The organism is Epilithonimonas xixisoli (assembly GCF_004365655.1).
In the GTDB taxonomy this organism is placed as follows: domain Bacteria; phylum Bacteroidota; class Bacteroidia; order Flavobacteriales; family Weeksellaceae; genus Epilithonimonas; species Epilithonimonas xixisoli.
In genome coordinates this window covers 330,889-352,133 of sequence record NZ_SOEO01000001.1, presented here as the reverse complement: position 1 = coordinate 352,133, position 21,245 = coordinate 330,889, and the positions used below count along the sequence as shown (strand labels likewise).

At 35.4% G+C, this 21,245-nt stretch carries 20 protein-coding genes; 7 read left to right on the top strand and 13 right to left on the bottom strand.

Features of this window, described 5'->3' with window-relative positions:
• Positions 1–104 precede the first annotated feature (104 nt).
• Complete coding sequence (abc-f, locus tag B0I22_RS01695; RefSeq protein ID WP_133942883.1) at positions 105–1,691, top strand: ribosomal protection-like ABC-F family protein; 1,587 nt, start codon at positions 105–107, stop codon at positions 1,689–1,691.
• Positions 1,692–1,736: 45 nt separating this feature from the next.
• On the opposite strand, the gene B0I22_RS01690 is transcribed toward abc-f, so the two are convergent.
• Positions 1,737–2,357: an NAD(P)H-dependent oxidoreductase gene (locus B0I22_RS01690; RefSeq protein ID WP_133942882.1), complete on the bottom strand. Its 621-nt coding sequence runs from the start codon at positions 2,355–2,357 to the stop codon at positions 1,737–1,739.
• A gap of 101 nt (positions 2,358–2,458) precedes the next feature.
• Between B0I22_RS01690 and B0I22_RS01685 the strand changes: the two genes are divergently transcribed.
• Positions 2,459–3,355: a LysR family transcriptional regulator gene (locus B0I22_RS01685; RefSeq protein ID WP_133942881.1), complete on the top strand. Its 897-nt coding sequence runs from the start codon at positions 2,459–2,461 to the stop codon at positions 3,353–3,355.
• On the opposite strand, the gene murI is transcribed toward B0I22_RS01685, so the two are convergent.
• The 5 genes from murI to B0I22_RS01660 form a co-directional block, all read right to left on the bottom strand.
• Positions 3,352–4,182, bottom strand: a complete 831-nt coding sequence (gene murI, locus B0I22_RS01680; RefSeq protein ID WP_133942880.1) for a glutamate racemase — start codon at positions 4,180–4,182, stop codon at positions 3,352–3,354. The two genes, B0I22_RS01685 and murI, sit on opposite strands and share 4 nt — an antisense overlap.
• A 54-nt stretch (positions 4,183–4,236) precedes the next feature.
• The gene (gene hemW / locus B0I22_RS01675) at positions 4,237–5,346 is read right to left on the bottom strand and encodes a radical SAM family heme chaperone HemW (RefSeq protein WP_246022158.1); all 1,110 of its coding nucleotides are present in this window, start codon (positions 5,344–5,346) and stop codon (positions 4,237–4,239) included.
• A gap of 86 nt (positions 5,347–5,432) precedes the next feature.
• Positions 5,433–6,401 (bottom strand): PorP/SprF family type IX secretion system membrane protein, encoded by a 969-nt coding sequence (locus tag B0I22_RS01670; protein ID WP_246022128.1) that lies wholly within the window; start codon positions 6,399–6,401, stop codon positions 5,433–5,435.
• A 19-nt stretch (positions 6,402–6,420) separates the two neighbouring features.
• Complete coding sequence (locus B0I22_RS01665; RefSeq protein ID WP_133942878.1) at positions 6,421–7,488, bottom strand: RluA family pseudouridine synthase; 1,068 nt, start codon at positions 7,486–7,488, stop codon at positions 6,421–6,423.
• 51 nt (positions 7,489–7,539) lie between these two features.
• Positions 7,540–8,586 carry a PASTA domain-containing protein gene (locus tag B0I22_RS01660; protein WP_133942877.1) on the bottom strand — a complete coding sequence of 349 codons (1,047 nt, stop codon included), beginning with the start codon at positions 8,584–8,586 and terminating at the stop codon, positions 7,540–7,542.
• A 129-nt stretch (positions 8,587–8,715) separates the two neighbouring features.
• Between B0I22_RS01660 and hpt the strand changes: the two genes are divergently transcribed.
• The 5 genes from hpt to B0I22_RS01635 all read left to right on the top strand — a co-directional run bounded on the left by hpt (position 8,716) and on the right by B0I22_RS01635 (position 12,913).
• Positions 8,716–9,270: a hypoxanthine phosphoribosyltransferase gene (gene hpt, locus B0I22_RS01655; protein ID WP_133942876.1), complete on the top strand. Its 555-nt coding sequence runs from the start codon at positions 8,716–8,718 to the stop codon at positions 9,268–9,270.
• A 128-nt stretch (positions 9,271–9,398) separates the two neighbouring features.
• On the top strand, positions 9,399–9,980 hold the full coding sequence (locus B0I22_RS01650) for an adenylate kinase (protein ID WP_133942875.1): 582 nt from the start codon (positions 9,399–9,401) through the stop codon (positions 9,978–9,980).
• A gap of 71 nt (positions 9,981–10,051) precedes the next feature.
• The gene (gene obgE, locus B0I22_RS01645; RefSeq protein WP_133942874.1) at positions 10,052–11,035 is read left to right on the top strand and encodes a GTPase ObgE; all 984 of its coding nucleotides are present in this window, start codon (positions 10,052–10,054) and stop codon (positions 11,033–11,035) included.
• A 42-nt stretch (positions 11,036–11,077) separates the two neighbouring features.
• Positions 11,078–11,563: a DUF6438 domain-containing protein gene (locus tag B0I22_RS01640; RefSeq protein WP_133942873.1), complete on the top strand. Its 486-nt coding sequence runs from the start codon at positions 11,078–11,080 to the stop codon at positions 11,561–11,563.
• A 105-nt stretch (positions 11,564–11,668) separates the two neighbouring features.
• On the top strand, positions 11,669–12,913 hold the full coding sequence (locus tag B0I22_RS01635) for a DEAD/DEAH box helicase (RefSeq protein ID WP_133942872.1): 1,245 nt from the start codon (positions 11,669–11,671) through the stop codon (positions 12,911–12,913).
• A gap of 256 nt (positions 12,914–13,169) precedes the next feature.
• Here B0I22_RS01635 and B0I22_RS01630 read toward each other — a convergent pair whose 3' ends face one another.
• From B0I22_RS01630 to B0I22_RS01600, 7 genes are all read right to left on the bottom strand, one after another.
• On the bottom strand, positions 13,170–14,201 hold the full coding sequence (locus B0I22_RS01630; protein WP_133942871.1) for a hypothetical protein: 1,032 nt from the start codon (positions 14,199–14,201) through the stop codon (positions 13,170–13,172).
• Positions 14,202–14,261: 60 nt separating this feature from the next.
• Positions 14,262–15,026 (bottom strand): TatD family hydrolase, encoded by a 765-nt coding sequence (locus B0I22_RS01625; RefSeq protein WP_133942870.1) that lies wholly within the window; start codon positions 15,024–15,026, stop codon positions 14,262–14,264.
• 54 nt (positions 15,027–15,080) lie between these two features.
• Positions 15,081–16,034 (bottom strand): GSCFA domain-containing protein, encoded by a 954-nt coding sequence (locus B0I22_RS01620; RefSeq protein WP_133942869.1) that lies wholly within the window; start codon positions 16,032–16,034, stop codon positions 15,081–15,083.
• Positions 16,035–16,125: 91 nt separating this feature from the next.
• Positions 16,126–17,097: a polyprenyl synthetase family protein gene (locus tag B0I22_RS01615; RefSeq protein WP_133942868.1), complete on the bottom strand. Its 972-nt coding sequence runs from the start codon at positions 17,095–17,097 to the stop codon at positions 16,126–16,128.
• 143 nt (positions 17,098–17,240) lie between these two features.
• Positions 17,241–18,380 carry an inorganic phosphate transporter gene (locus B0I22_RS01610; protein WP_133942867.1) on the bottom strand — a complete coding sequence of 380 codons (1,140 nt, stop codon included), beginning with the start codon at positions 18,378–18,380 and terminating at the stop codon, positions 17,241–17,243.
• Positions 18,381–18,405: 25 nt separating this feature from the next.
• Positions 18,406–19,044 carry a DUF47 domain-containing protein gene (locus tag B0I22_RS01605; RefSeq protein ID WP_133942866.1) on the bottom strand — a complete coding sequence of 213 codons (639 nt, stop codon included), beginning with the start codon at positions 19,042–19,044 and terminating at the stop codon, positions 18,406–18,408.
• A gap of 151 nt (positions 19,045–19,195) precedes the next feature.
• Positions 19,196–20,914 (bottom strand): DEAD/DEAH box helicase, encoded by a 1,719-nt coding sequence (locus B0I22_RS01600; protein ID WP_133942865.1) that lies wholly within the window; start codon positions 20,912–20,914, stop codon positions 19,196–19,198.
• Between the last annotated feature and the right edge of the window lie 331 nt (positions 20,915–21,245).

Genomic DNA, 21,245 nt, shown 5'->3' with positions numbered 1-21,245 from the left:
TGCAAAAATCAAATTCTTAAGATTAAAATGTAAAATATAATTTCTTTTCAAACAATTTTCCGCAGGCAATCTCGTCTGCTATTGTTAATTCTAAAAAAGAAATTATGTTAATCTTACAGGATTTATCCTACCAACATCCCAACAAAGATGTTCTTTTTTCGGACATCAACTTTACACTTAATTCTCAGGAAAAAACAGCTCTAATCGGAAATAATGGTTCCGGAAAATCGACTTTGCTCAAAATAATTGCTGGCGAATTACAACCAAAATCAGGAACGATTAAATCTGATTCTAACATCTATTACATTCCGCAAATTTTCGGTCAGTATAATCATTTGAGTATTGCTGAAGCTTTAAATTTTGATAAAAAACTAATTGCTTTAAAGGAAATTCTAAACGGTTCTGTAACCGAAGAAAATATAGAAATTCTTAATGATGATTGGACAATCGAAGACAGAATCAAAGAAGCTTTTGAGTATTGGAATCTTCCCGATTTTGATTTGAATCTGAAATTAGAAAATCTGAGTGGCGGACAAAAAACTAAGCTGTTTCTCGCAGGAATGATGATTCATCAGCCGGATTTGATTCTAATGGATGAACCTACAAATCATCTGGATTTTGCGAATAGAACTTTACTTTACGACTTCATTAAATCAACTTCAAAAAGTCTTTTGATTGTAAGTCACGACAGAGTTTTACTCAATCTTTTAACTAAAACTTGTGAACTCAATAAAAATGGAATTTCAGTTTATGGCGGAAATTATGATTTCTATTCTGAACAGAAAAAAATTGAACAAAATTCGCTTGAACAGAACATTCAAAACCGACAAAAAGAACTGAAAAAAGCCAAAGAAAAAGAGCGAGAAACGATTGAAAGACAAAACAAATTGGATTCTCGAGGAAAAGGAAAACAGGAAAAATCGGGCGTTTCTAGAATTATGATGAACACGCTTCGCAACAAAGCCGAAAACAGCACTTCAAAATTGAAATCTATTCATCAAGATAAAATCGACAACATCAGAGAAAATCTTCACAACTTAAAAGATAATCTTTCGGGAATTGATAAAATGAAAATTAATTTTGATAATTCTCAACTTCACAGAGGAAAAATTTTGGTCAAAGCTGAACAAATTAATTTCAATTATCATCAAGAAAATCTTTGGAAAGATAATCTCGATTTTCAAATTGTGAGTGGAGAAAGAATTGTGATAAAAGGCGATAATGGTTCTGGAAAAACGACTTTAATTAAAATGATTCTTGGTGAAATCAGTCCAACTTTTGGTGAAATTTATTTATCAGAAAAGAAAACGATTTACATAGACCAAGAATATTCTTTGATTAAAAATAAACTTTCGGTGTATGAACAAGCACAACAATTCAATTTAAAAAATATTGAAGAACACGAGATTAAAACGATTTTAGCACGTTTTCTTTTCTGGAAAAATGATTGGGACAAAAAGTGTGAATTCCTTAGCGGAGGCGAAAAACTGAAGCTTCTACTCTGCTGTCTTTCCATTCAAAATCTTTCTCCTGATATGATAATTCTGGACGAACCGACCAATAATCTGGACATCCAAAATATTAAAATTCTGACATCCGCTATCAACGATTATGAGGGAACTTTGATTGTGGTTTCGCACGACAATCGATTTTTGGACGATATTAATATCAATAAAAATATCTTGCTGTAAAAATAAAAAAAAGAGGAAAATGATGATTCAAATTCCTCTTTTTTTTTAATTCAACACACTGATTTTCTTTTCTACGAAAACTGTTTTGAGATAGTTTTTATACTCAATTTCATAATTATCAATTCGTTCCTGAGTTGCCGATTTTTCCATATCGTGGAAATGGAAACTTCCCAAATGTGACATTCCTGTGAACGCATTCATCCTGTGAAAACCGAATAAAACACCTTCATCGACAGAATGTTGGTTGAAAAATTCGCCTTCCAAAGTGAATGCCGTTTCAGGTGCATTCCAGCTTGTTGTCACGAAATAATGTTTGCCGTGCATCAATCCGCCAGTTCCGTAATTAATCGCTGGGTTTACTCTAGAACGACCATCACTTTTATAAATTCCGTTGTTGTGACCAGCTGTGAAAACTTCATCAATATAAAATTTCAGACGATTTGGAACCTGAAACCACCAAACCGGAAAATGATACACGACAATATCTGCCCATTTGAAATTCTCAGCTTCTTGGGTTTCGTCGAAATCATCATTAACATTGGTAATTCTGATTTCAAAATTCTCGTTTTCAAGAACTTCTTTAGTCCAGTTGGTAATGGTTTTGTTGAAACTTCCGCCAGAATGTGCAAACGTCTGTCCGCCGTTGATTATGAATATATTTTTCATTAATTGATTATTTAAATTTTTGATACTGCAAATTTCCGACAGAAAAATGAATTATAAAAATAATTTAAATCATACATTTGCATCATAATTATGATGACAAAATGATAAATCTGGAATGGCTTAGAACTTTTAAAAGTGTTTACGAAACTCAATCTTTCACGAAAGCGGCGAAAGAATTGTACATTTCTCAACCTGGTGTGAGTCTGCATATTGGTTCCTTGGAAGCTTATGTAGGATACACTTTATTCGAAAGAATTTCTAAGAAATTGATTCCGACGGAGAAAGCTAAAATCCTTTACAACTTCACTCTCGAACCGCTTTTGAAGCTGGAAACTGCGGAACAAACTTTCCATAAAACGACAAAAACTGAACGTTCAACCGTGAGCATTGGAATGTGTTTCGAAACTTTTCAATTCACTTTGGAAAAGCATATTCCGAATTTTGATTTTAATGTCATTATACGGTTTGGATTGTATGAGCAGATGTTTTCGGATTTGGATAATGGTTTGTTGGATTTGATTATAACGCCAAGAAAAATCAATTTGAAAAATTTGAATTTTGAAGCTTTTTCCAAGGAAAAAATTGTTTTGATTAATGGAACAGGAACTGATACTTCAGAATTCAAAAATCTGATTAAGGAAAATAAAATCGAGGAAGCTGAAGTTTGGCTGAAACAACAAATCTGGTACAGTACAGCGGGAGATATGGAACATTTGAACAACTTTTGGAAAGCGAATTTCAATCGACATCCAGATTTTAAACCAAATTACATTGTTCCAAATATTTGTTCAATTGTCCGCTGTTTAAGTGGGAATTCGGGTTTCTCAATTGTTCCTGATTTTCTTTGCAAAAAAGAAATTGCCAACGGCGGAATCGAGATTGCATGGGAAGGAAATAATAAAATCGAGAATACACTTTATTTTGGCGAGCGCGTGAAAAACAATGTTCAAAATGAAATTGATAAAATCAAAGAGATATTCCGAAATGAAAATTTCTAAAGAACTTTATGTTCCAAATCAATCGATTTTCCGAAGAATTTTTTTGAGATTTTTTCGAAATTTTTGGTAATATCCGACAAGAAAAATTGATAAGTTGGTTGATGACTTTCTTCATTCAGAAGATTATGCTTGTCCAATATCATTTTCAATTGGTTTGCAACGATATTTGGAGAATCGATTACTCGAACTCGGTTTCCGTAATATTGTTTGATTTCATCTATCAAAAGTGGATAATGCGTACAACCGAGAATCAAAGTTTCGATATTTTTTAATTTACTATTACTCAAATAATTATAAATAATAGAATGCGTGATTGGATGATTTTTAAAACCTTCTTCAATTGCCGGAACCAAAAGTGGCGTTGCTAATTCATCAACTTTGATGAATTTGTTATGCTTCCGAATTGATTTTTTGTAAAGTCCAGAATTCACGGTTGCTTTTGTCGCAATTACACCGACATTATTGTGTATTTCGTACGACACTTTTTCTGCAACCGGATTAATAACGTCAATCACAGGAACTCTTTCAGCAACCAATTCCTGAACTTCCTGCAAAGCATTAGCTGTCGCAGAATTGCAGGCAATCACGATGGCTTTGCAGTTTTTCTCTAGTAAGAAATTGGTGATTTTTGTAGAATAACCGACAATCGCTTCACGGGATTTTTCACCGTAAGGAAGATGTTTTGTGTCGCCAAAATAAATCAAATCTTCGTTGGGCAACAATCTTTTGATTTCTTTCGCAACTGTTAATCCGCCAACGCCGGAATCAAAAATCCCGATTGGCTGATTGGCTGAAAGATGGGTGTAGTCGGCTTTTTTCTTTTTCAATTTGAAAAAATATTTTTACAAAAATAAGAAAATCACGTTGCATATTTGCAACGTTTAAACCATAAATAAATCACTCGCAATTCCATCTGCTAAAAACCAATGTTTTTCGGGAATTTTGAGATAATTATTTTCGATTTTGAGAATTCTGGATTCTAATTTATTTTTTATTTCTTGATTGAGATAATCAATTATTTCTGAAGAAAAATTTTGATTGATTTTTTCCAAATCAACGCCCCAAATTGTCCTTAAACCAATCATCATCATTTCATTAAATCTGTCTTTTTCAGAAAGGATTTCGGTTTCTTTTGGGAGAATATTTTGGTTTAGATTCTTGATATAAATTGGATTATTGGCGATATTCCAACTTCTCTCAAGATGTCCGTTGTAAGAATGCGCGGATGGACCAATTCCCAGATAAGGTTCAGATTTCCAATATGCAGAATTATGCTTGGAATGAAAACCTGGTTTTCCAAAATTTGAAATCTCATAATGGTCGAATCCATTATCTTTCAGAAAATCAGACATATAATGGAATTCTTGATTCTGTTCTGCTTCCTCAGGAGAACTTACTTTTCCATTTTCAATCCATTTTTCCAAAGCTGTTTTTGGTTCAACAGTCAGAGCATAAGATGAAACGTGAGGAACTTGTAATTCAATAGTTTTGTTGAGATTTTCTTTCCAGATTTCGAAGTTTGAAGTTGGTGAGCCGTAAATCAAATCGATGCTGATATTTTCCAATCCAAAATCCTGAGCTCTTTTAATTGAACTTTCAGCTTCGGAAGCGTTGTGGGCACGATTCATTAATTTCAAATCTTCATCAAAAAAACTTTGCGTCCCGATGGACAATCGATTGATCTCTGTTTGGGATAAGTCTTTGAGGAAATTTTTATTGAGATCATCAGGATTTGATTCCAAAGTGATTTCAATATTCTCATCAAAAATGAAATATTTTTGAAATTCATCTAATAAAGATTTGATTTCGTCAACACTAAGAACTGAAGGCGTTCCTCCTCCGAAATAAAGGGATTTGAGAGTTTTGTTTTCGAGTTCTTGATGTCTTAAACCAATCTCTTTTTTTATTGCCAAAAGCATCTCATCCTTCAAACTAAAAGAAGTCGAAAAATGAAAATTACAATAGCTACATTTCTGCTTGCAAAAAGGAATGTGAAGATAAATCAAAATAATTATAAATGATGAATGATAATTGATGAATGACAATCATTTATGACTTATCAATTACCATTTATAAACTATCTGTATCGGAAACCTCTTGTGTTGATGAAATTTTCGATATTGAATCCGATCGATAACATAAAACTGTTTCCAAAAGTCTCCGTCAACTCTGAAACACCAAAGTTGTAAACACCACCAAATGTAAAGTTTCCTACTCGACCTTTGATGATGGGTGACATTCCAAGATTCTGGCTTCCAACGGCACTTTTTGCACTTCGGAAACTAATTCCGGCAGAAATATTATTTGTCTCTCCAAAAGCGGTTGCCATTAAATTATAATCCATTATTCTTGACGAATTGGTATTGAGATTCATCATAAAAGACGGCGTCAGAAATATCCCTTCTGTGAAATGCCAGTCGTAACCTAAGTTTGCATAAAACTTTGTGGGCGAAGGCTCTATTCCATTGATTATAGGCAAATCATTGCTCAAAGGAATATCCACAACGGAAATCCCAGCGAAGAAACGTTGATACTTTACAGCAGCTCCCAAATTGGCATAAGCAATGAAAATATCGTTGGTATTTTCTCCCAAAGTCTGATCACCAGGCTGTGCGGCATTGACCTGGGTGTAATCGATATTCATATTATACAGATTGGTTCCAATCCCGAATGAGAATTGATCCTGACGGTCTTCCTCATCGCTCAATGGAACAAAATACGACGCTCCCAACATCAATCCATTGGAGGAAATGGGGCCGTTCTGATCTCTGAAAAATGAAATCCCAGCTCCAACTCTGTCAAATATGTTGGCATGCAAACCGATAGATTGTACATTCGGTGACTCACTAAGTTGTGAAAATTGTTTTTGGTAATTGAGATTTAGCACCACATCATCTGTCTTTCCCAACAACGCTGGATTGAACAAGAAATCGCCATCCAAAAGGTATTGCTGATAAAATGGCAATGTCTCTTGAGCTTTTGCTTCAATAGAAAAAACGGCAATCAACAGCAAAAATATTTTATAGAATTTGTAATTTTTCTTCACAGTGCAAATATATAAAACTCTAGTTATTATCGAGGTATTTTCTCCAACGTTCGGATGCATCTTGCATATCTTTTGGCATTGGACTTTCAAAATACATTTCTTCTTTTGTGGTCGGGTGGATAAATCCTAAAGTGTGTGCGTGCAAAGCGTGTCTTGGCAAAACTTCAAAAACATTTTGCACAAATTGCTTGTACTTAGGCAAATTCACGCCTCTCATTATAATATTTCCTTCATACCGGGCATCATTAAACAAAGTATGACCAATGTGTTTCAGATGAGCTCTGATCTGATGCGTTCTTCCAGTTTCCAATTTACATTCTATCCAAGTCATATAGCGGAAACGCTCCAAAACTTTGTAATGCGTTACAGCGTGTTTTCCGTGACTTCCGTCTTCATAGGTGTACATCTGCATTCTGTTTTTTGGATGTCTGCCGATATGGCCAGTGACTGTTCCTGTATCTTCTTTTACATTTCCCCAAACGAAAGCCCAATAGAGACGTTTGGTTGTACGATCAAAAAATTGCTTTGCCAAAAAACTCAGCGCAAATTCCGTCTTGGCTATTACCAATAATCCTGAAGTATCTTTATCAATCCTATGAACCAATCCTACTCTATCCAAATCTGAATTATAATTTGGATCTTTTGCAAAATGAAACGCTAATGCATTAATCAAGGTTCCATCCCAATTCCCAAAGCCCGGATGAACCACCATTCCAGGATCTTTGTCCACAATAATCAAATCATTATCTTCATAAACGATATTAATCGGAATATCTTGTGGGATGATGACATTTTCTCTTGGTGGATGCGCCAAAAGAACGCTAATCACATCACTTGGCTTTACTTTGTAATTTTGTTTTACGGGATTTCCGTTCACAATTACGTTTCCGGCTCTGCAAGTTTCTGAGATTTTGTTTCGAGAAGTATTTTGGCGAAATAAGAGCAAAAATTTATCAATCCTGAGTGGCTCTTGCTTTTTATCTACGGTGATTTTGAGATGCTCGAAAAGTCCACTGTTTTCTTCATCAGCAGAATGATCGTCATTTGTAAATTCATCTTCTAGGAAATCTTCGGTCTCGTCCAGCATATATTAATTTTAAAAGGCTTCAACAATTGTCGAAGCCTTTTTTATTTGTTTTTATTCAATGATCACTTTTTTTGGCTTAGGCTTATCTACAGGTTTTGTAGATGTTGGCGTGGCTGTATTTTGTTTCACAGGCGTCGAAGTAGTCGCAGGCTGTGTGGTGGTTGGTTTTGGTTTCGGCGTTGTTGTAGTTCCAGATGTTGATGGATTTGTAGAAACTGGCGGTTTTGCAACTACAGGTTTCTGTTCAATCGTTGGCGACGGAACTTCATTATACTGAATTGGCGCCAATGTCGTATCGATTTTCGGTCGGTACATATCATCCAATTGTCTAATTTTGTTTTGCAATTCGGCTGGCGTTTTTTTACTTGCCCAGAGATCGATTTGCATTCCCTGATCTCTCAATGAACCAAATTCCGGATCTTGATAATAAATAATATCAGACTCATCTTTTCCGCCATCTTCGTGATCCACGATTCCAACTTCAAATAAGGCTTGAGCGATTATTTTTCTAGCTTCTTGGACAGTTCTTCCCACCAAATTCGGAATAGCCACATTTCTAAGTGGTCCAGATCCAATCACAAGATCTACAGAAGAAAATCTAGGAATTTGAGTTCCCGGCTTTACGCTGGTTCCATTATACAAAATTCTAAGAACTGCATCTCTCTGAATACTTGGCTCATACAATGTATCACCAACTTTCAAACCTACAAGATTTAATTGATTAAAAGCCAAACCTTTATATCTATCAATAATATCAGGAATACCAACTTTTGCCCAAGTTCTTGGATTAACTTTAACATTAATAACTCTACCATTTTTCACATTCGCTCCAGGTGCAGGAAAAACTGCCAAAACTTGAAACGGACGAAATTTTGGGTCATATTTAAAACTGTCAACTTCATATTCCAAACCAGAGTCGTCCAGAACTTTGATGGCTTGGTGAATGGTCATATTCACGACATTAGGCACAGGAACTTCCTCTCCGTGATTGGTATGAAACTCCAACCATCGGAATGTAAGCCAAACCAAACCGGCGAAAAACGCCATTGCTAAAACGATATTAAGTAATACTTTCCAGTGGAAAAGCGATTTGAACATAATTATTCTTTTTCAGAAACGTAACGCAAATATAGATAATTAAATTGTATTACCCGATTCAGAAAAAGCTTCATAAAAGAAAAATGGCAGTTTGGCTGAAAAATCTTACTTTTGCACTTTGATATACTTATGGAATCTGTACAAATTCACGACAAAAGTTTCGTACCCTACCTGAAACACGATGAAATTCAGGAAATTATAAAAAAATTAGCACTGAGAGTTTACGAAGATTACAAAGACGAAACGCCTATTTTTGTAGGTGTCTTGAATGGTGTGATTATGTTTTTCTCAGATTTTTTAAAATATTATCCTGGGAAATGTGAAATCGCATTTTTGCAGGTAAGTTCTTATTCCGGAACACAATCTACTGGAATTATTTACAAAAAAATGGATCTTACGAAAGATGTTGTAGATCGCCACATTATTCTAATGGAGGACATCGTGGATACCGGAAATACATTAGAAAATCTTTTCGAATATTTCAAAAATACACAACGTCCTAAGTCTTTGAAAGTTGCTTCTTTGCTATTGAAACCAGATGTTTTCAAAAAAGATTTCATTGTGGATTATGTTGCAAAAGAAATCCCGAATAAGTTTGTTCTAGGCTACGGTTTGGATTACGACGAATTGGGAAGAAACCTACCAGATCTTTATCAATTGGAGGAAGGAAGAATCAATCATTAAAAAATGCTATTAGCTTTTAGCTTCTGGCTATTGGCTTTTGAAATTATATCTAAATAAAAAGTAAATATTAACTAAAATTGCTCAAGAGCAAAAAGCCAAAAGCAATTTGCTAAAAGCCCCTCAAGACTATGATAAACATTGTTCTCTTTGGCCCTCCAGGAAGTGGAAAAGGAACCCAAGCTCAGCATCTTATCGAGAAGTTTAATCTGAAACAAATTTCGACTGGAGATCTTTTTCGTTTTAATATGAAAAATGATACCGAACTTGGAAAATTAGCAAAATCATACATCGACAAAGGTCAATTGGTTCCAGACCAAGTGACTATCGATATGCTGATTGACGAACTGAGAAAACCAACAGAAAGCAATGGATTTATTTTTGACGGATTCCCAAGAACAGCGACTCAAACCGAAGCTTTGGAAACCATCGTGAAAGAAGAATTAAATTCTGAAATCAGTGTTTGTCTATCATTGATTGTAGATGATGCTGTATTGGTAGAAAGACTTCTGAAAAGAGGTGAAACCAGCGGTAGAACAGACGATTCTAATGAGGAAATCATCCGAAACAGAATTGTAGAATATTATACAAAAACTGCAGAAGTTGCAGAATTATACAAGAAACAAGGCAAATACGCAGAAGTGGACGGCATTGGCGACATCTCCGAAATCTCTGAAAAACTATTCGCTGAAGTAGAAAAAATTCAAAAATAAATTTTTGATTCAAGGTTCAAAGTTCAATATTCAAGGTTGAAACTTTGAACGTTAAATATTAAACCAAAATTATGTCAAATTTCGTAGATTACGTAAAAATCCACTGTAAAAGCGGTCACGGCGGTGCTGGATCGGCTCACCTTCGTAGAGAAAAATACATCCCAAAAGGTGGCCCAGATGGTGGCGATGGTGGACGTGGTGGACACGTGATTATGAAAGGAAACGCTCACGAATGGACACTTCTTCCCCTGAGATACACACGTCACGTGAAAGCAGAACGAGGTCAAAATGGTGCCAAAAACCAGTTGACTGGTGCTTATGGTGAAGATGTTTACATCAATGTACCATTGGGAACCATTGCCAAAAATGAAGAAGGTGAAATCGTTGGAGAAATCTTGGAAGACGGGCAAGAAATCATCCTAATGGAAGGTGGAAAAGGTGGAAGAGGAAATGAATTTTTCAAATCTGCGACCAACCAAACACCGAGATTTGCACAACCTGGAATGGATGGGCAAGAAGGTTACATTATTTTCGAACTGAAGCTTTTGGCTGATGTTGGATTGGTTGGTTTCCCAAATGCTGGAAAATCTACACTTCTATCATCTGTTTCAGCAGCGAGACCCAAGATTGCAGATTACGCTTTTACAACCTTGACTCCAAATCTTGGAATCGTGGAATGGAGAAATTACAAATCTTTTGTAATGGCAGATATTCCCGGAATTATAGAAGGTGCGGCAGAAGGAAAAGGATTGGGACACAGATTCCTGAGACATATCGAGAGAAACTCAATTTTATTATTTTTAATTCCGGCAGATTCCGAAGATCATTTTCAGGAATATAAGATTTTGGAGAATGAATTGAAAGAATATAATCCAGAATTGGTGGACAAAGATTTCATACTATCCGTTTCAAAAGCTGATTTGCTTGATGATGAACTTAAGAAAGAAATCGCAGCAGAATTTCCGGAAAACAGACAACCTCTATTTTTCTCTGGCGTCACAGGTGAAGGTCTTCAGGAATTGAAAGATGCGATTTGGAAAAAACTGCACGGATAATTTTCGGAACAATTATTGAAAGTCTTAACACAAAAAAATACGATGAAATATTTATTCAGTTTAATGGTTTTCCTAGGATTAATGTCATGCGCTACTTCTCAAACTTCAAATTATTCGAAAATTGAATACGAAGTTGGACCTTGTTTCGGATTTTGTCCGACGTATAAAATCACAATAGATTCTAACCGAAATGCAATTTTGGAAGCAGAGCGTTTTAACTTTTCAGAAGGTGGGTCCAAAGATGATTTTAGCAAACCGAGAGAAGGAACTTTCCAAGCAGTGATTAGCAAAGAAGATTATCAAAAATTGGTATTACTTGCAGACGAAGCCAATGTGAAAACACTGAAAGACAGCTATATTGATAAACAAATAATGGACGCTTCCAAAGTTTATCTCAGAGTTTTCTTCGCAGATGGAACTAAGAAAGAAATAAAACTTTCTGCAGGAGAACATCCAAAAAAATTACAAACACTTTACTCATACATAGACGAGCTGAAGAAAAATCAGAAGTGGGAAAAAGTTAAATAAGACTTAATCTCGACTTTATTTTAAATAGGCTATCTTTGCAACATATTAATTCCTCCTAATATCACGGAGGAATTTTTACTTTATTTACATTAAAACATTTTACATTTGAATTTCGAAGAATTAGGCTTAATTAAGCCAATATTAGACGCATTAAAAGCACAAGGCTACGAACAGCCAACACCGATACAAGAAAAAGCAATCCCATCTATCCTACAAAAAAAAGATCTTTTGGGAAGCGCACAAACAGGAACAGGAAAAACGGCAGCATTTGCAATTCCTATTTTACAAAACCTTTCCGAAAAAGACTCTCATAGAAATCAAATTAAAGCTTTGATTCTAACGCCAACCAGAGAATTGGCAATCCAAATCGAAGAAAATTTCCAAGCTTACGGAAAACATCTTAAATTAAAATCACTTGTGGTTTTCGGTGGTGTAAAACAACACGCCCAAGAGCAACAACTGAAAAGAGGCGTTGATATTTTGATCGCAACACCAGGAAGATTGTTGGATTTTATCTCGCAAGGAATCGTAAAACTTCATCATCTGGAAATCTTCGTTTTAGACGAGGCAGACAGAATGCTAGATATGGGATTTGTACACGATGTGAAGAAAATCGTGAAAATAATTCCTGTCAAAAGACAAAACCTTTTCTTCTCTGCCACAATGCCGAAAGAAATCGCAAAACTGGCTTCAGAGATTTTGGTAAATCCTGTGAGAGTAGAAGTTGCGCCAGTTTCTTCTACAGCAGACACCATTCAGCAAAGTATTTATTTTGTTGATAATTCTAATAAAGCTGATCTTTTGGTTCACCTTTTGGAAGATCCGAAATTGGATCAAGTATTGGTATTTTCCAGAACGAAACATGGTGCAGACAAAATCGCCAGAAAGCTGCATCAATTCAAAATTTCTGCTGAGGCAATTCACGGAAATAAGTCTCAAAATGCAAGACAAAACGCATTATCAAACTTCAAATCCAAGAAAACAAGAGTCTTGGTGGCGACAGATATTGCGGCGAGAGGAATTGACATCGATGAATTGAAATACGTTGTAAACTTCGAATTGTCAGACGTTTCAGAAACTTACGTTCACAGAATCGGAAGAACTGGTAGAGCTGGCTCCGATGGAACTTCTTTCTCCTTCGTAGATGGTTTGGATCTTGCGAATCTTCGCAACACAGAAAAACTGATTGGAAAGAAAATTCCAGTTGTGAAAGATCATCCATACCACACTGATAATTTGGTGGAACAGAAGAGAGACAGCAACAATAAGCCTTTCAATCCGAGACCAAAACCATCGGGTCAACGTTCTGAAAAACCTAAGAATAAAAGTAATATCTTTAGAAAAAAATAAAAGAAAACCGGAAGTCATTTCCGGTTTTTGTTTTTTAGAATTATTTGGGCTGCTATTTCCGCCTTCCGTTCCAATTGTCACTCTGAGGTTCTCGAAGAGTCCACTCAAGTCGGGCTGCGGTTCTGCACAATATTCACATTTGTATTTTGATAGAACCATTTTCAACAAAAACCCCATCAGAGTTTCGAACTCTGAAGGGGTTGATTTTTTTGTTTTGATTAAAATAACAAATTTAAAAATCTTGAAATTTCAAGTCCTAATAATAAATTTTATACATCAATTCAATAATATCTTCCGGAATATTATTTTGATTTATGAAATCATTAAAAAGACTTTTCCGATTTTCGCCCTCTGGATAAATAACGACACCGAAGGTTTGCGAGTATATAAAATCTTTCAAAAATCCGTTGTCAATAATTTTTTGAAGATTATCAAAATATTTTTTTGTTTCCTCACTTCCTGTAATTTTATCCTTGTTCTCATTATAAAACTTGAGTTTTTGTTGAATTGCATCGATAGAAGATTCAATCTCGAAATCACTAAAACCAGAAGATAATTCCGCTACACTTTTATTAGTATTCAGCCATTCTTTTTTAGTTTCTGCTTCTTCGATTGTAGATTTTAGCATTAAAGAATCTCTTTGCGCAGTTTTTGAAACAAGAATTTTAGCATTTTCACCACTCTCAAGTAGATATTTCTCTGCAATTATAATTGGTTCAAAAGAAACCATCAAAGCATTTTCTAATTGTTTTACTCTCTCAAAATCTCCATTTTCTACACTAACTCTAAACTTAACATTCCATTTTCCGCAATCATAAACAGAAAATAGTGATTTATTGTTTTGATCCTTTTGCCCCTTCATAAAGTCTGGAACAATAATGTTGTAATCGAAATATGATTTTACTCCGTTCACAATTACTTTTTCAGATTTTAATATTACGAACTCAGGAGAAATTTCTGGATGATTTGTAGCATTTCTATTGACAATTGTTTTAAAAGACAAGAATTGGTCTCTCAGATTTTCATTAGAAACTTCAGCAGGATAAATATAGATGCTAATATTTGTGACTTTTTTATTGGCCTTAAAATAGTATGTTGCACCGATATTATAATTGTTTGTGTCATAAGACACCAATCTATCTCTTTTAAAACCATTCCATTCCTTTGGAAATTTTACGCCTGTTTTATGTGTAAAATCTGTATTAGATTTAATTTCTAATGGCTGATTTCTTTGTTGAGAAAAACAAAAGTTATATATTAAAACTAATAAAAATAAAAATTTCCTCATTTCAATTACATTATAATTTTGATAAGATTTTTTAAGTCTCTATCTTCAGATTATCGTTAATTAAATTCCGAATAACTTCAAAGCATTCTCAGTCGTGATTCTATCAATCTCAGAAAAATCTGTTTTATAAATATCAACCAACTTTCCAGCGACTAATTCTACATAAGAACTTTCGTTACGCTTCCCTCGGAAAGGAACTGGAGCGAGATATGGCGAATCTGTTTCAAGAACAATTTTATCTAATGGAATTTCATTCAAAAACTGATCTATTTTCCCATTTTTGAATGTCACTACACCACCGATTCCTAAGATGAAATTGAGATCGATTGCGTGTTGGGCTTGCTCCAAGTTTCCAGAAAAACAATGGAAAATTCCACGCAATTTTGGATGTTTTTTTCTTTCCAAAACTTCAAAAGTCTCATCAAAACTTTCTCTGGTGTGAATCACAATTGGAAGATCTTTTTCTATCGCCCAATCAATCTGGTGTTCAAAAGCTTTGACTTGAATATCCAAAGTGGATTTATCCCAATACAAATCAATCCCGATTTCTCCAATCGCTACAAAATCTCTTTGGTCAAGATAATTTCTCGCAATCCGTAATTCATTTTCCCAAGTCTCTGGTTGAACAGAACAAGGATGCAATCCCATCATCGAGAATATCTTGCCTGGATATTCCGTTTCCAGAAGGAGCATTTTCTGATGTGTTTCGGAGTCAATTGCGGGAAGAAAGAATTTCTCTACGCCTTTGTCCAAAGCCCGCTGAATCATCTCTGTGCGGTCTTCATCGAATTGTTCGGAGTATAAATGAGTGTGAGTGTCTATCATAATGTGTTGCGATTGGCGATTGGCAAATAGCTAATAGCAATCAGCCAAAAGCAATTAGCTGAAAATTTTGTGCTTAACTTTCTTTTGTTGTTCAATCATTTTTTGATTGATTTTGTCCAAAAATTCTTGATATTTTGGATTCTTGTCGTCATTGGTTCTGTGATTCAGAGCGGTTAGGATTTTATTATTTTCATTAATGAAAACCTTAGTTACATCAGTAAAATACGCATTTCCAAACTTTTCCCAGATGTACTGAACAGCTTGAGAATTCGGGTGAATCATATCTTCTTTGTAAAATCTGTAATCGCGAAGATCATCCATCATCAATTCATAAATCGGAAGATAATGGCAATTTTCTTTTCCCCAAATTGATTCGTGGATGGCTGTTATCAATTTTGATTTGCTCAATTGATTTTCAACAATGCCATCTTTTGTATGACGAACCGGCGAAACTGTAAACAGAATTTGAACATCTTTTTTACAAATATCTTTCAGCGTATCAATTGTTTTATTAATGGATTCCGTCAGTTCCTGATTTGATAAAAATCGTTTATCAAAAAACTTCTGTGGAATCTTGTGGCAATTGGCAACCAACTTTTTCTTCGGAAGGAATTCATAAATATAAGATGTTCCAAATGTGATAATGACGAAACTTGTGTTCTGCAAAAACTGATTGGCTTCCTCAATATTTTTATTAATTTTTTCCAGCGATTGATTTGCAAATCGGGAATCGAAAGAGGAATGATGATCGAGGCTGATGTAATTTTCATTAGCCAAAATCAAATCGTTTTCGTGATATTCCTTCGCATCATAGATCTGCTGAATGGCATTATTAATGGAATACGGATTGAAAATCGTCCCAAACGGATTGTTCAAAGACTGGATTTGACCTTCAGAAAATTTCTCGTGCATCTCTGTCGCAAAACAAGAACCAATGGAAAATATGCAATCTTCAATTCCTATTTTTTTCCCACTTTCATTAATCTCTACTTCTGTCCTGAATTTCATCTTTGTTTTTTGTTGAACTGTTGATTTGTTGATTCGTAAAACTGTTTTTAAAGCAACAATCGATTCTACGATTTTACAGTTTTATATTTTCTTAGCTTTCTCTTCTCAAAAGGTAATTTGCCAGTTCTCGGAAAGGTAATTTTTCCTCATCAGAAAGATTGATTTTATCGAGATAAGACTGTCCAATTTCGTTGTGTTTTTGGATGAGTCTTAGAACTTTGTCATCTACTTTTGTTCTTCGGAAGATTTTTTCTACGCTGTAAACTTTGTCAACATTGTCTGTTTTTTTAGAGTACCAGTAATTAAGCTCAGATAATTCCTCTGCATTGGCGTGCTCAAGGGCCAAAAGATAAAGAATGGTTTTCTTATTTTCATAAATATCACCTGCGTGTTTCTTACCGAATTGTTCCTGATTTCCAAAAACATCCAAGTAATCATCCATAATCTGGAACGCAATTCCGATGTGTTTCCCGAAGTTGTACATTGCTTCTGCATCTTCTTCGGACGCGCCAGCAATCAAGGCTCCAATTTGGAAAGATGACGCGCTAAGAACGCCTGTCTTCGAAGTGATCATTTGAATATAATCATCATAAGTCACATTCGTCATATTTTCAAAATTGATATCCAGCTGCTGACCTTCGCAAAGTACGGCTCCTGTTTCAGAAAATATTTTGATGCATTTTTTAAACAATTCAGGCTCCAGATCTTCAAAAAACTGATACGCTTTAATCAAAAGAGCATCTCCGGAAAGAATCCCAACATTGATCCCGTGAAGGGTGTGAATCGTCGGTTTGTTTCTCCTCAATGGCGCTTCATCCATAATATCGTCGTGGATCAATGTGAAATTGTGGAAAAACTCGATTGCCAAAGATGGTTTCAAAGCTTTTTGCAAATCGCCTTTGAAAAGATCACAAGCCATCAAAACCATTATCGGACGAAGCCTTTTCCCACCGTGCGAAATGATATAATTCATCGGATGGTACAACTCGTCTGGCTTGTTGGTAAAAGTATGTTTTTCGATAGCTTCTGCTACAATTTTCTGATACTGATCTAAAAATTCCATTTAAAAACTTGTTTGTGGCAAAAATACGTTTTTTAGTAATGTTTCACCAAGATTTAGTGCTCTTGTTTTGTCATTCATATTAATTTTAATAAAAAAAAGCTTCCCAAATTTGGAAAGCTTTCTGTATAAAAAAATATTATTATTTAAAGCACCATTGTGACTACCAAATAAGTAATCCCAGCTACAATAGCACTAATCGGAATTGTAAGTATCCAAGCCCATAGAAGACTGACTGTAACGCCCCATCTTACGGCAGAAACTCTTTTCGTCAAACCAACTCCAATGATGGATCCTGTAACGGTATGCGTTGTAGAAACCGGAATCCCAAAATGGTCTGTGATGAACAAAGTAATTGCTCCCGCAGTTTCGGCACTCACACCTTCCAATGGCGTTACTTTGGTAATTCTAGTTCCCATTGTTTTGATGATTTTCCAACCACCACTCATCGTTCCCAATGCAATTGCCAGGAAGGAAACCAATGGAACCCAAAGATAATGCTCTGTGAAATAATTGAATCTTTCTGCTGCCGCCATCGTAGCGTAATTATCCTGAACGATATTCACGTGGTAGTAGATTACAGCCGCTCCAATAATTCCCATTACTTTCTGCGCATCATTTAATCCGTGTCCCAAACTGAATAAAGCCGAGGAAACCAACTGCATTTTTTTAAACTGTCTTTCTGCCTTATGCGGATTCGATTTTTTATACAAATGCACAATGATGATGGTAATAATAATCGAGATACACATCCCAATAAACGGTGCCATAAAAATGAATAGGAAGATAGGAATTACAACTTTGAATTTCACCACATCCTGTGTAAATAGCTGTTTGAAAGACTGAGTCAGCGTTTCGAAAAAGGAATAATCAGGATGCAAAGCCTTGATCTCGATGTAGTCCAAACGCAAAGCATGCATCAGTGCTGCCCCTATGAAACCACCAATCAAAGTGTGAGAAGACGAGGACGGAATCCCAAACCACCAGGTTAAAAGATTCCAAGCAATTGCTGCTACTAGACCTGCTAAAATCACCTCCAGATTAATAAAGTTTTCGTTGACGGTCTTCGCAATGGTATTACCAATCTTGAACTCGCCAATGATGTACATAGCGATAAAAAAAGCTGCAAAGTTCCATACTGCAGCCCATAGAACCGCCTGAAACGGCGTAAGAACCTTTGTGGATACAATAGTTGCGATAGAATTGGCCGCATCATGAAATCCATTGATATAATCAAATATTAACGCCAATGCGATAATAATAATAAGTAGAACTGGAAAATCCATTCGTTTTGTTTTTAGAAAATCTAATTTATGCGTACTTGATAACGATACTTTCCATTGTGTTGGCAACATCTTCTGCCTTATCCGTCACAATTTCCAGATAATCAAGGATTGATTTTTGTTTGATAATCAAAATAGCATCATTAGTTTCGAACAATTTCACGATAGATTGACTCAAAACATCATCTGCGATATTTTCATAAGAATTAATCTTGATACAAGATTCTCTTACCTCATCCGGATTTTTGAAGTCTTTCAGATTTTCTAATGCTTTTTTAATTTCGATACAAGACTTGTGGATTAGCAAAGAAAACTCAGAATAAGCCTTATTCTCTCCTGCTTTATAAAGATAAATATATTTTGCCGAAGCATAGATATAATCTGCAATATCATCCAAACCTGTTGCTAGATAGTTGATATCTTCTCTGTCGAAAGGCGTGATGAAGTTCTCCCCCAATTGTACGAAGATCTCGTGCGTCAAATCATCCAACTTGTGCTCGTAATCGCTCATTTGATTCAACAATGTTTCATCATTGATATCAAACTCCAGCAAACCGTCGTGAAAAGTTTTTGACATCTCTACTAAGTTCTCTGCTACACTAAGAAACAGATCAAAAAAGATTTTATCTTTCGGCTGAAATGCTCTGAAAATATTACCTATTCCCATTATTTTTGTTTAATTTGTGCAAATATGACTAAAAAACAAAAGGCAACGGAAATTTTTATGTTAAATAATCATTAAGATTAAAAACAGTAAAAACCTGCTGATTAGCAGGTTTTTACATAATTTATTTTGAATGATAAATCCAAATTATTGATTAATTAGCAACTTCGGCTCTCATTTCTTTTCCCCGAAACTTCATACTAGTCAATCCATCCATTACTTCATTTTTGAAAGACTTTTCAATTTCGAAAAAGCTGAATTTTTCCAAGATCTCGATATTTCCGATATCTGCTCTTTTTTTCGATTTAGAAGTCGCTTTGTTGATGATTTCCAGCATATCTACTTTCTTCAATTGGTCTTTTTTCCCAAGGTTGAAGAAGAATCTTACCATATCCTCATTGCTGCGTCTTGGCTTGCGGTCTCTGCTTGCATTTCTGTCGCCTCCACGATCTCTGTCGCGGAAAGATCCGCCATCTCTGTCGCGTCCTCCTCTACCATCTCTGCTGTCTCTGTCTCTATCTCTTCTGCTAGGCTTGTCGTCTCTACTACCGAATTTCTGATCTGCAAGATCATTGCTATTCTGATAGTAAGTCGCCATTTCTTTTAATTGAAATTGCAACAACTGGCTCACCAACTGCTCTTTTGTGAAAGCAGAAAGATCCGGGATCAAGCTCTCATCAAAATCAATTACATCTACGTGCTCCGTCAATAGTTTTTCGAAAACACCTTCTACTTGAGCTTTGATAATTTCTTTTCCGGTAGGGATTTTCTTCTCTACCATTTCGATTTTGGTCTCAGATTTAATCTGCTTCATTTTTCTACTTTCCTCAGGTTTTGCCAAGGTCATAGAAATACCATCTTTACCCGCACGTCCAGTTCTTCCACTTCTGTGAACGAATACTTCCGGATCATCTGGTAAAGAGAAATGGATCACGTGCGTCAAAGAGTCCACATCCAATCCTCTGGCTGCAACGTCTGTTGCCACCAAAATATCGATGTTTTTCAGTCGGAATTTCTTCATTACTGTATCTCTCTGCGCTTGAGAAAGATCACCGTGAAGTGCATCTGCTGCATATCCGTTTTGCATCAAGAAGTCTGCAACCTCCTGAGTTTCCATTCTTGTTCTACAAAAGATAATTGAATATTGATTTGGATTTGCATCGATCAATCGTTTCAAAGCTTCTTTTTTCTGTCTGTAACCAACCACATAAAACTCGTGCTTGATGTTTTTCTTAACCGCATTGATAGATCCTACAGAAATTCTGTGTGGATTTGTCAAATAGTTTTTAGAAATACGCTCAACTTCTTTGTTCATCGTTGCAGAGAACAAGAAAGTTTGTTTAGTTTCTGGTGTTTCGCTAAGAATAGTTTCCAAATCATCTTTGAAACCCATTGATAACATTTCGTCAGCTTCATCCAAAACCACCCATTGTACTTCCGAAAAGTCTAGTGCTTTTCTTCCGATCATATCGATCACACGACCTGGAGTTCCCACAATAATCTGCGGTTTATCTCTCAAAGATCGGATTTGATCCATAATGCTACTTCCACCATAGACTGCTGTAGTCTTGATGTCTTTTAGGTATTTCGTGTAATTTTTGATGTCTTTGGTAATCTGGAGGCAAAGTTCTCTAGTAGGGCAAAGCACCAATAATTGGATTTTACGACTATTGTCGTCTATCATATCCAAAATCGGAAGCGAAAATGCTGCTGTTTTGCCTGTTCCTGTTGCCGCAAGTGCGATAAGATCGCGAGTATCTGTAGAGATAAAAGGAATAGTCTGTTTTTGGATTTCTGTCGGCTCTACGAAGCCGAGGTCGCCAATCGCCTGAAGAACTTCAGCGCTAAGATTGGATTCCGTGAATAAATTCATTTAAAGATCGTCTAATAATTTGGTGCAAAGGTACACTTTTTATTTTTGATAACAAACTGCCTGTATTTTTAAGGATTATTTATTACGGAAAATTAATATTGAGAAGATAGATATTAGAAGCTAGATTTTAGAAATTAGAACATTATAATATTTCTAATTCAATTAGTCAACCCTCAGTCTGAGGCTCTCGAAGACTATAAAAATTCAAAATCCAAAGGATTTTACCTGATAAATTATTGAATTCAACATTAGTATAATTTAATAGGAAAGCTGAGCTTAAATTTACATATGTCTTCGAGAACCTCAGACTGACATTTTTGATGTCAGATTT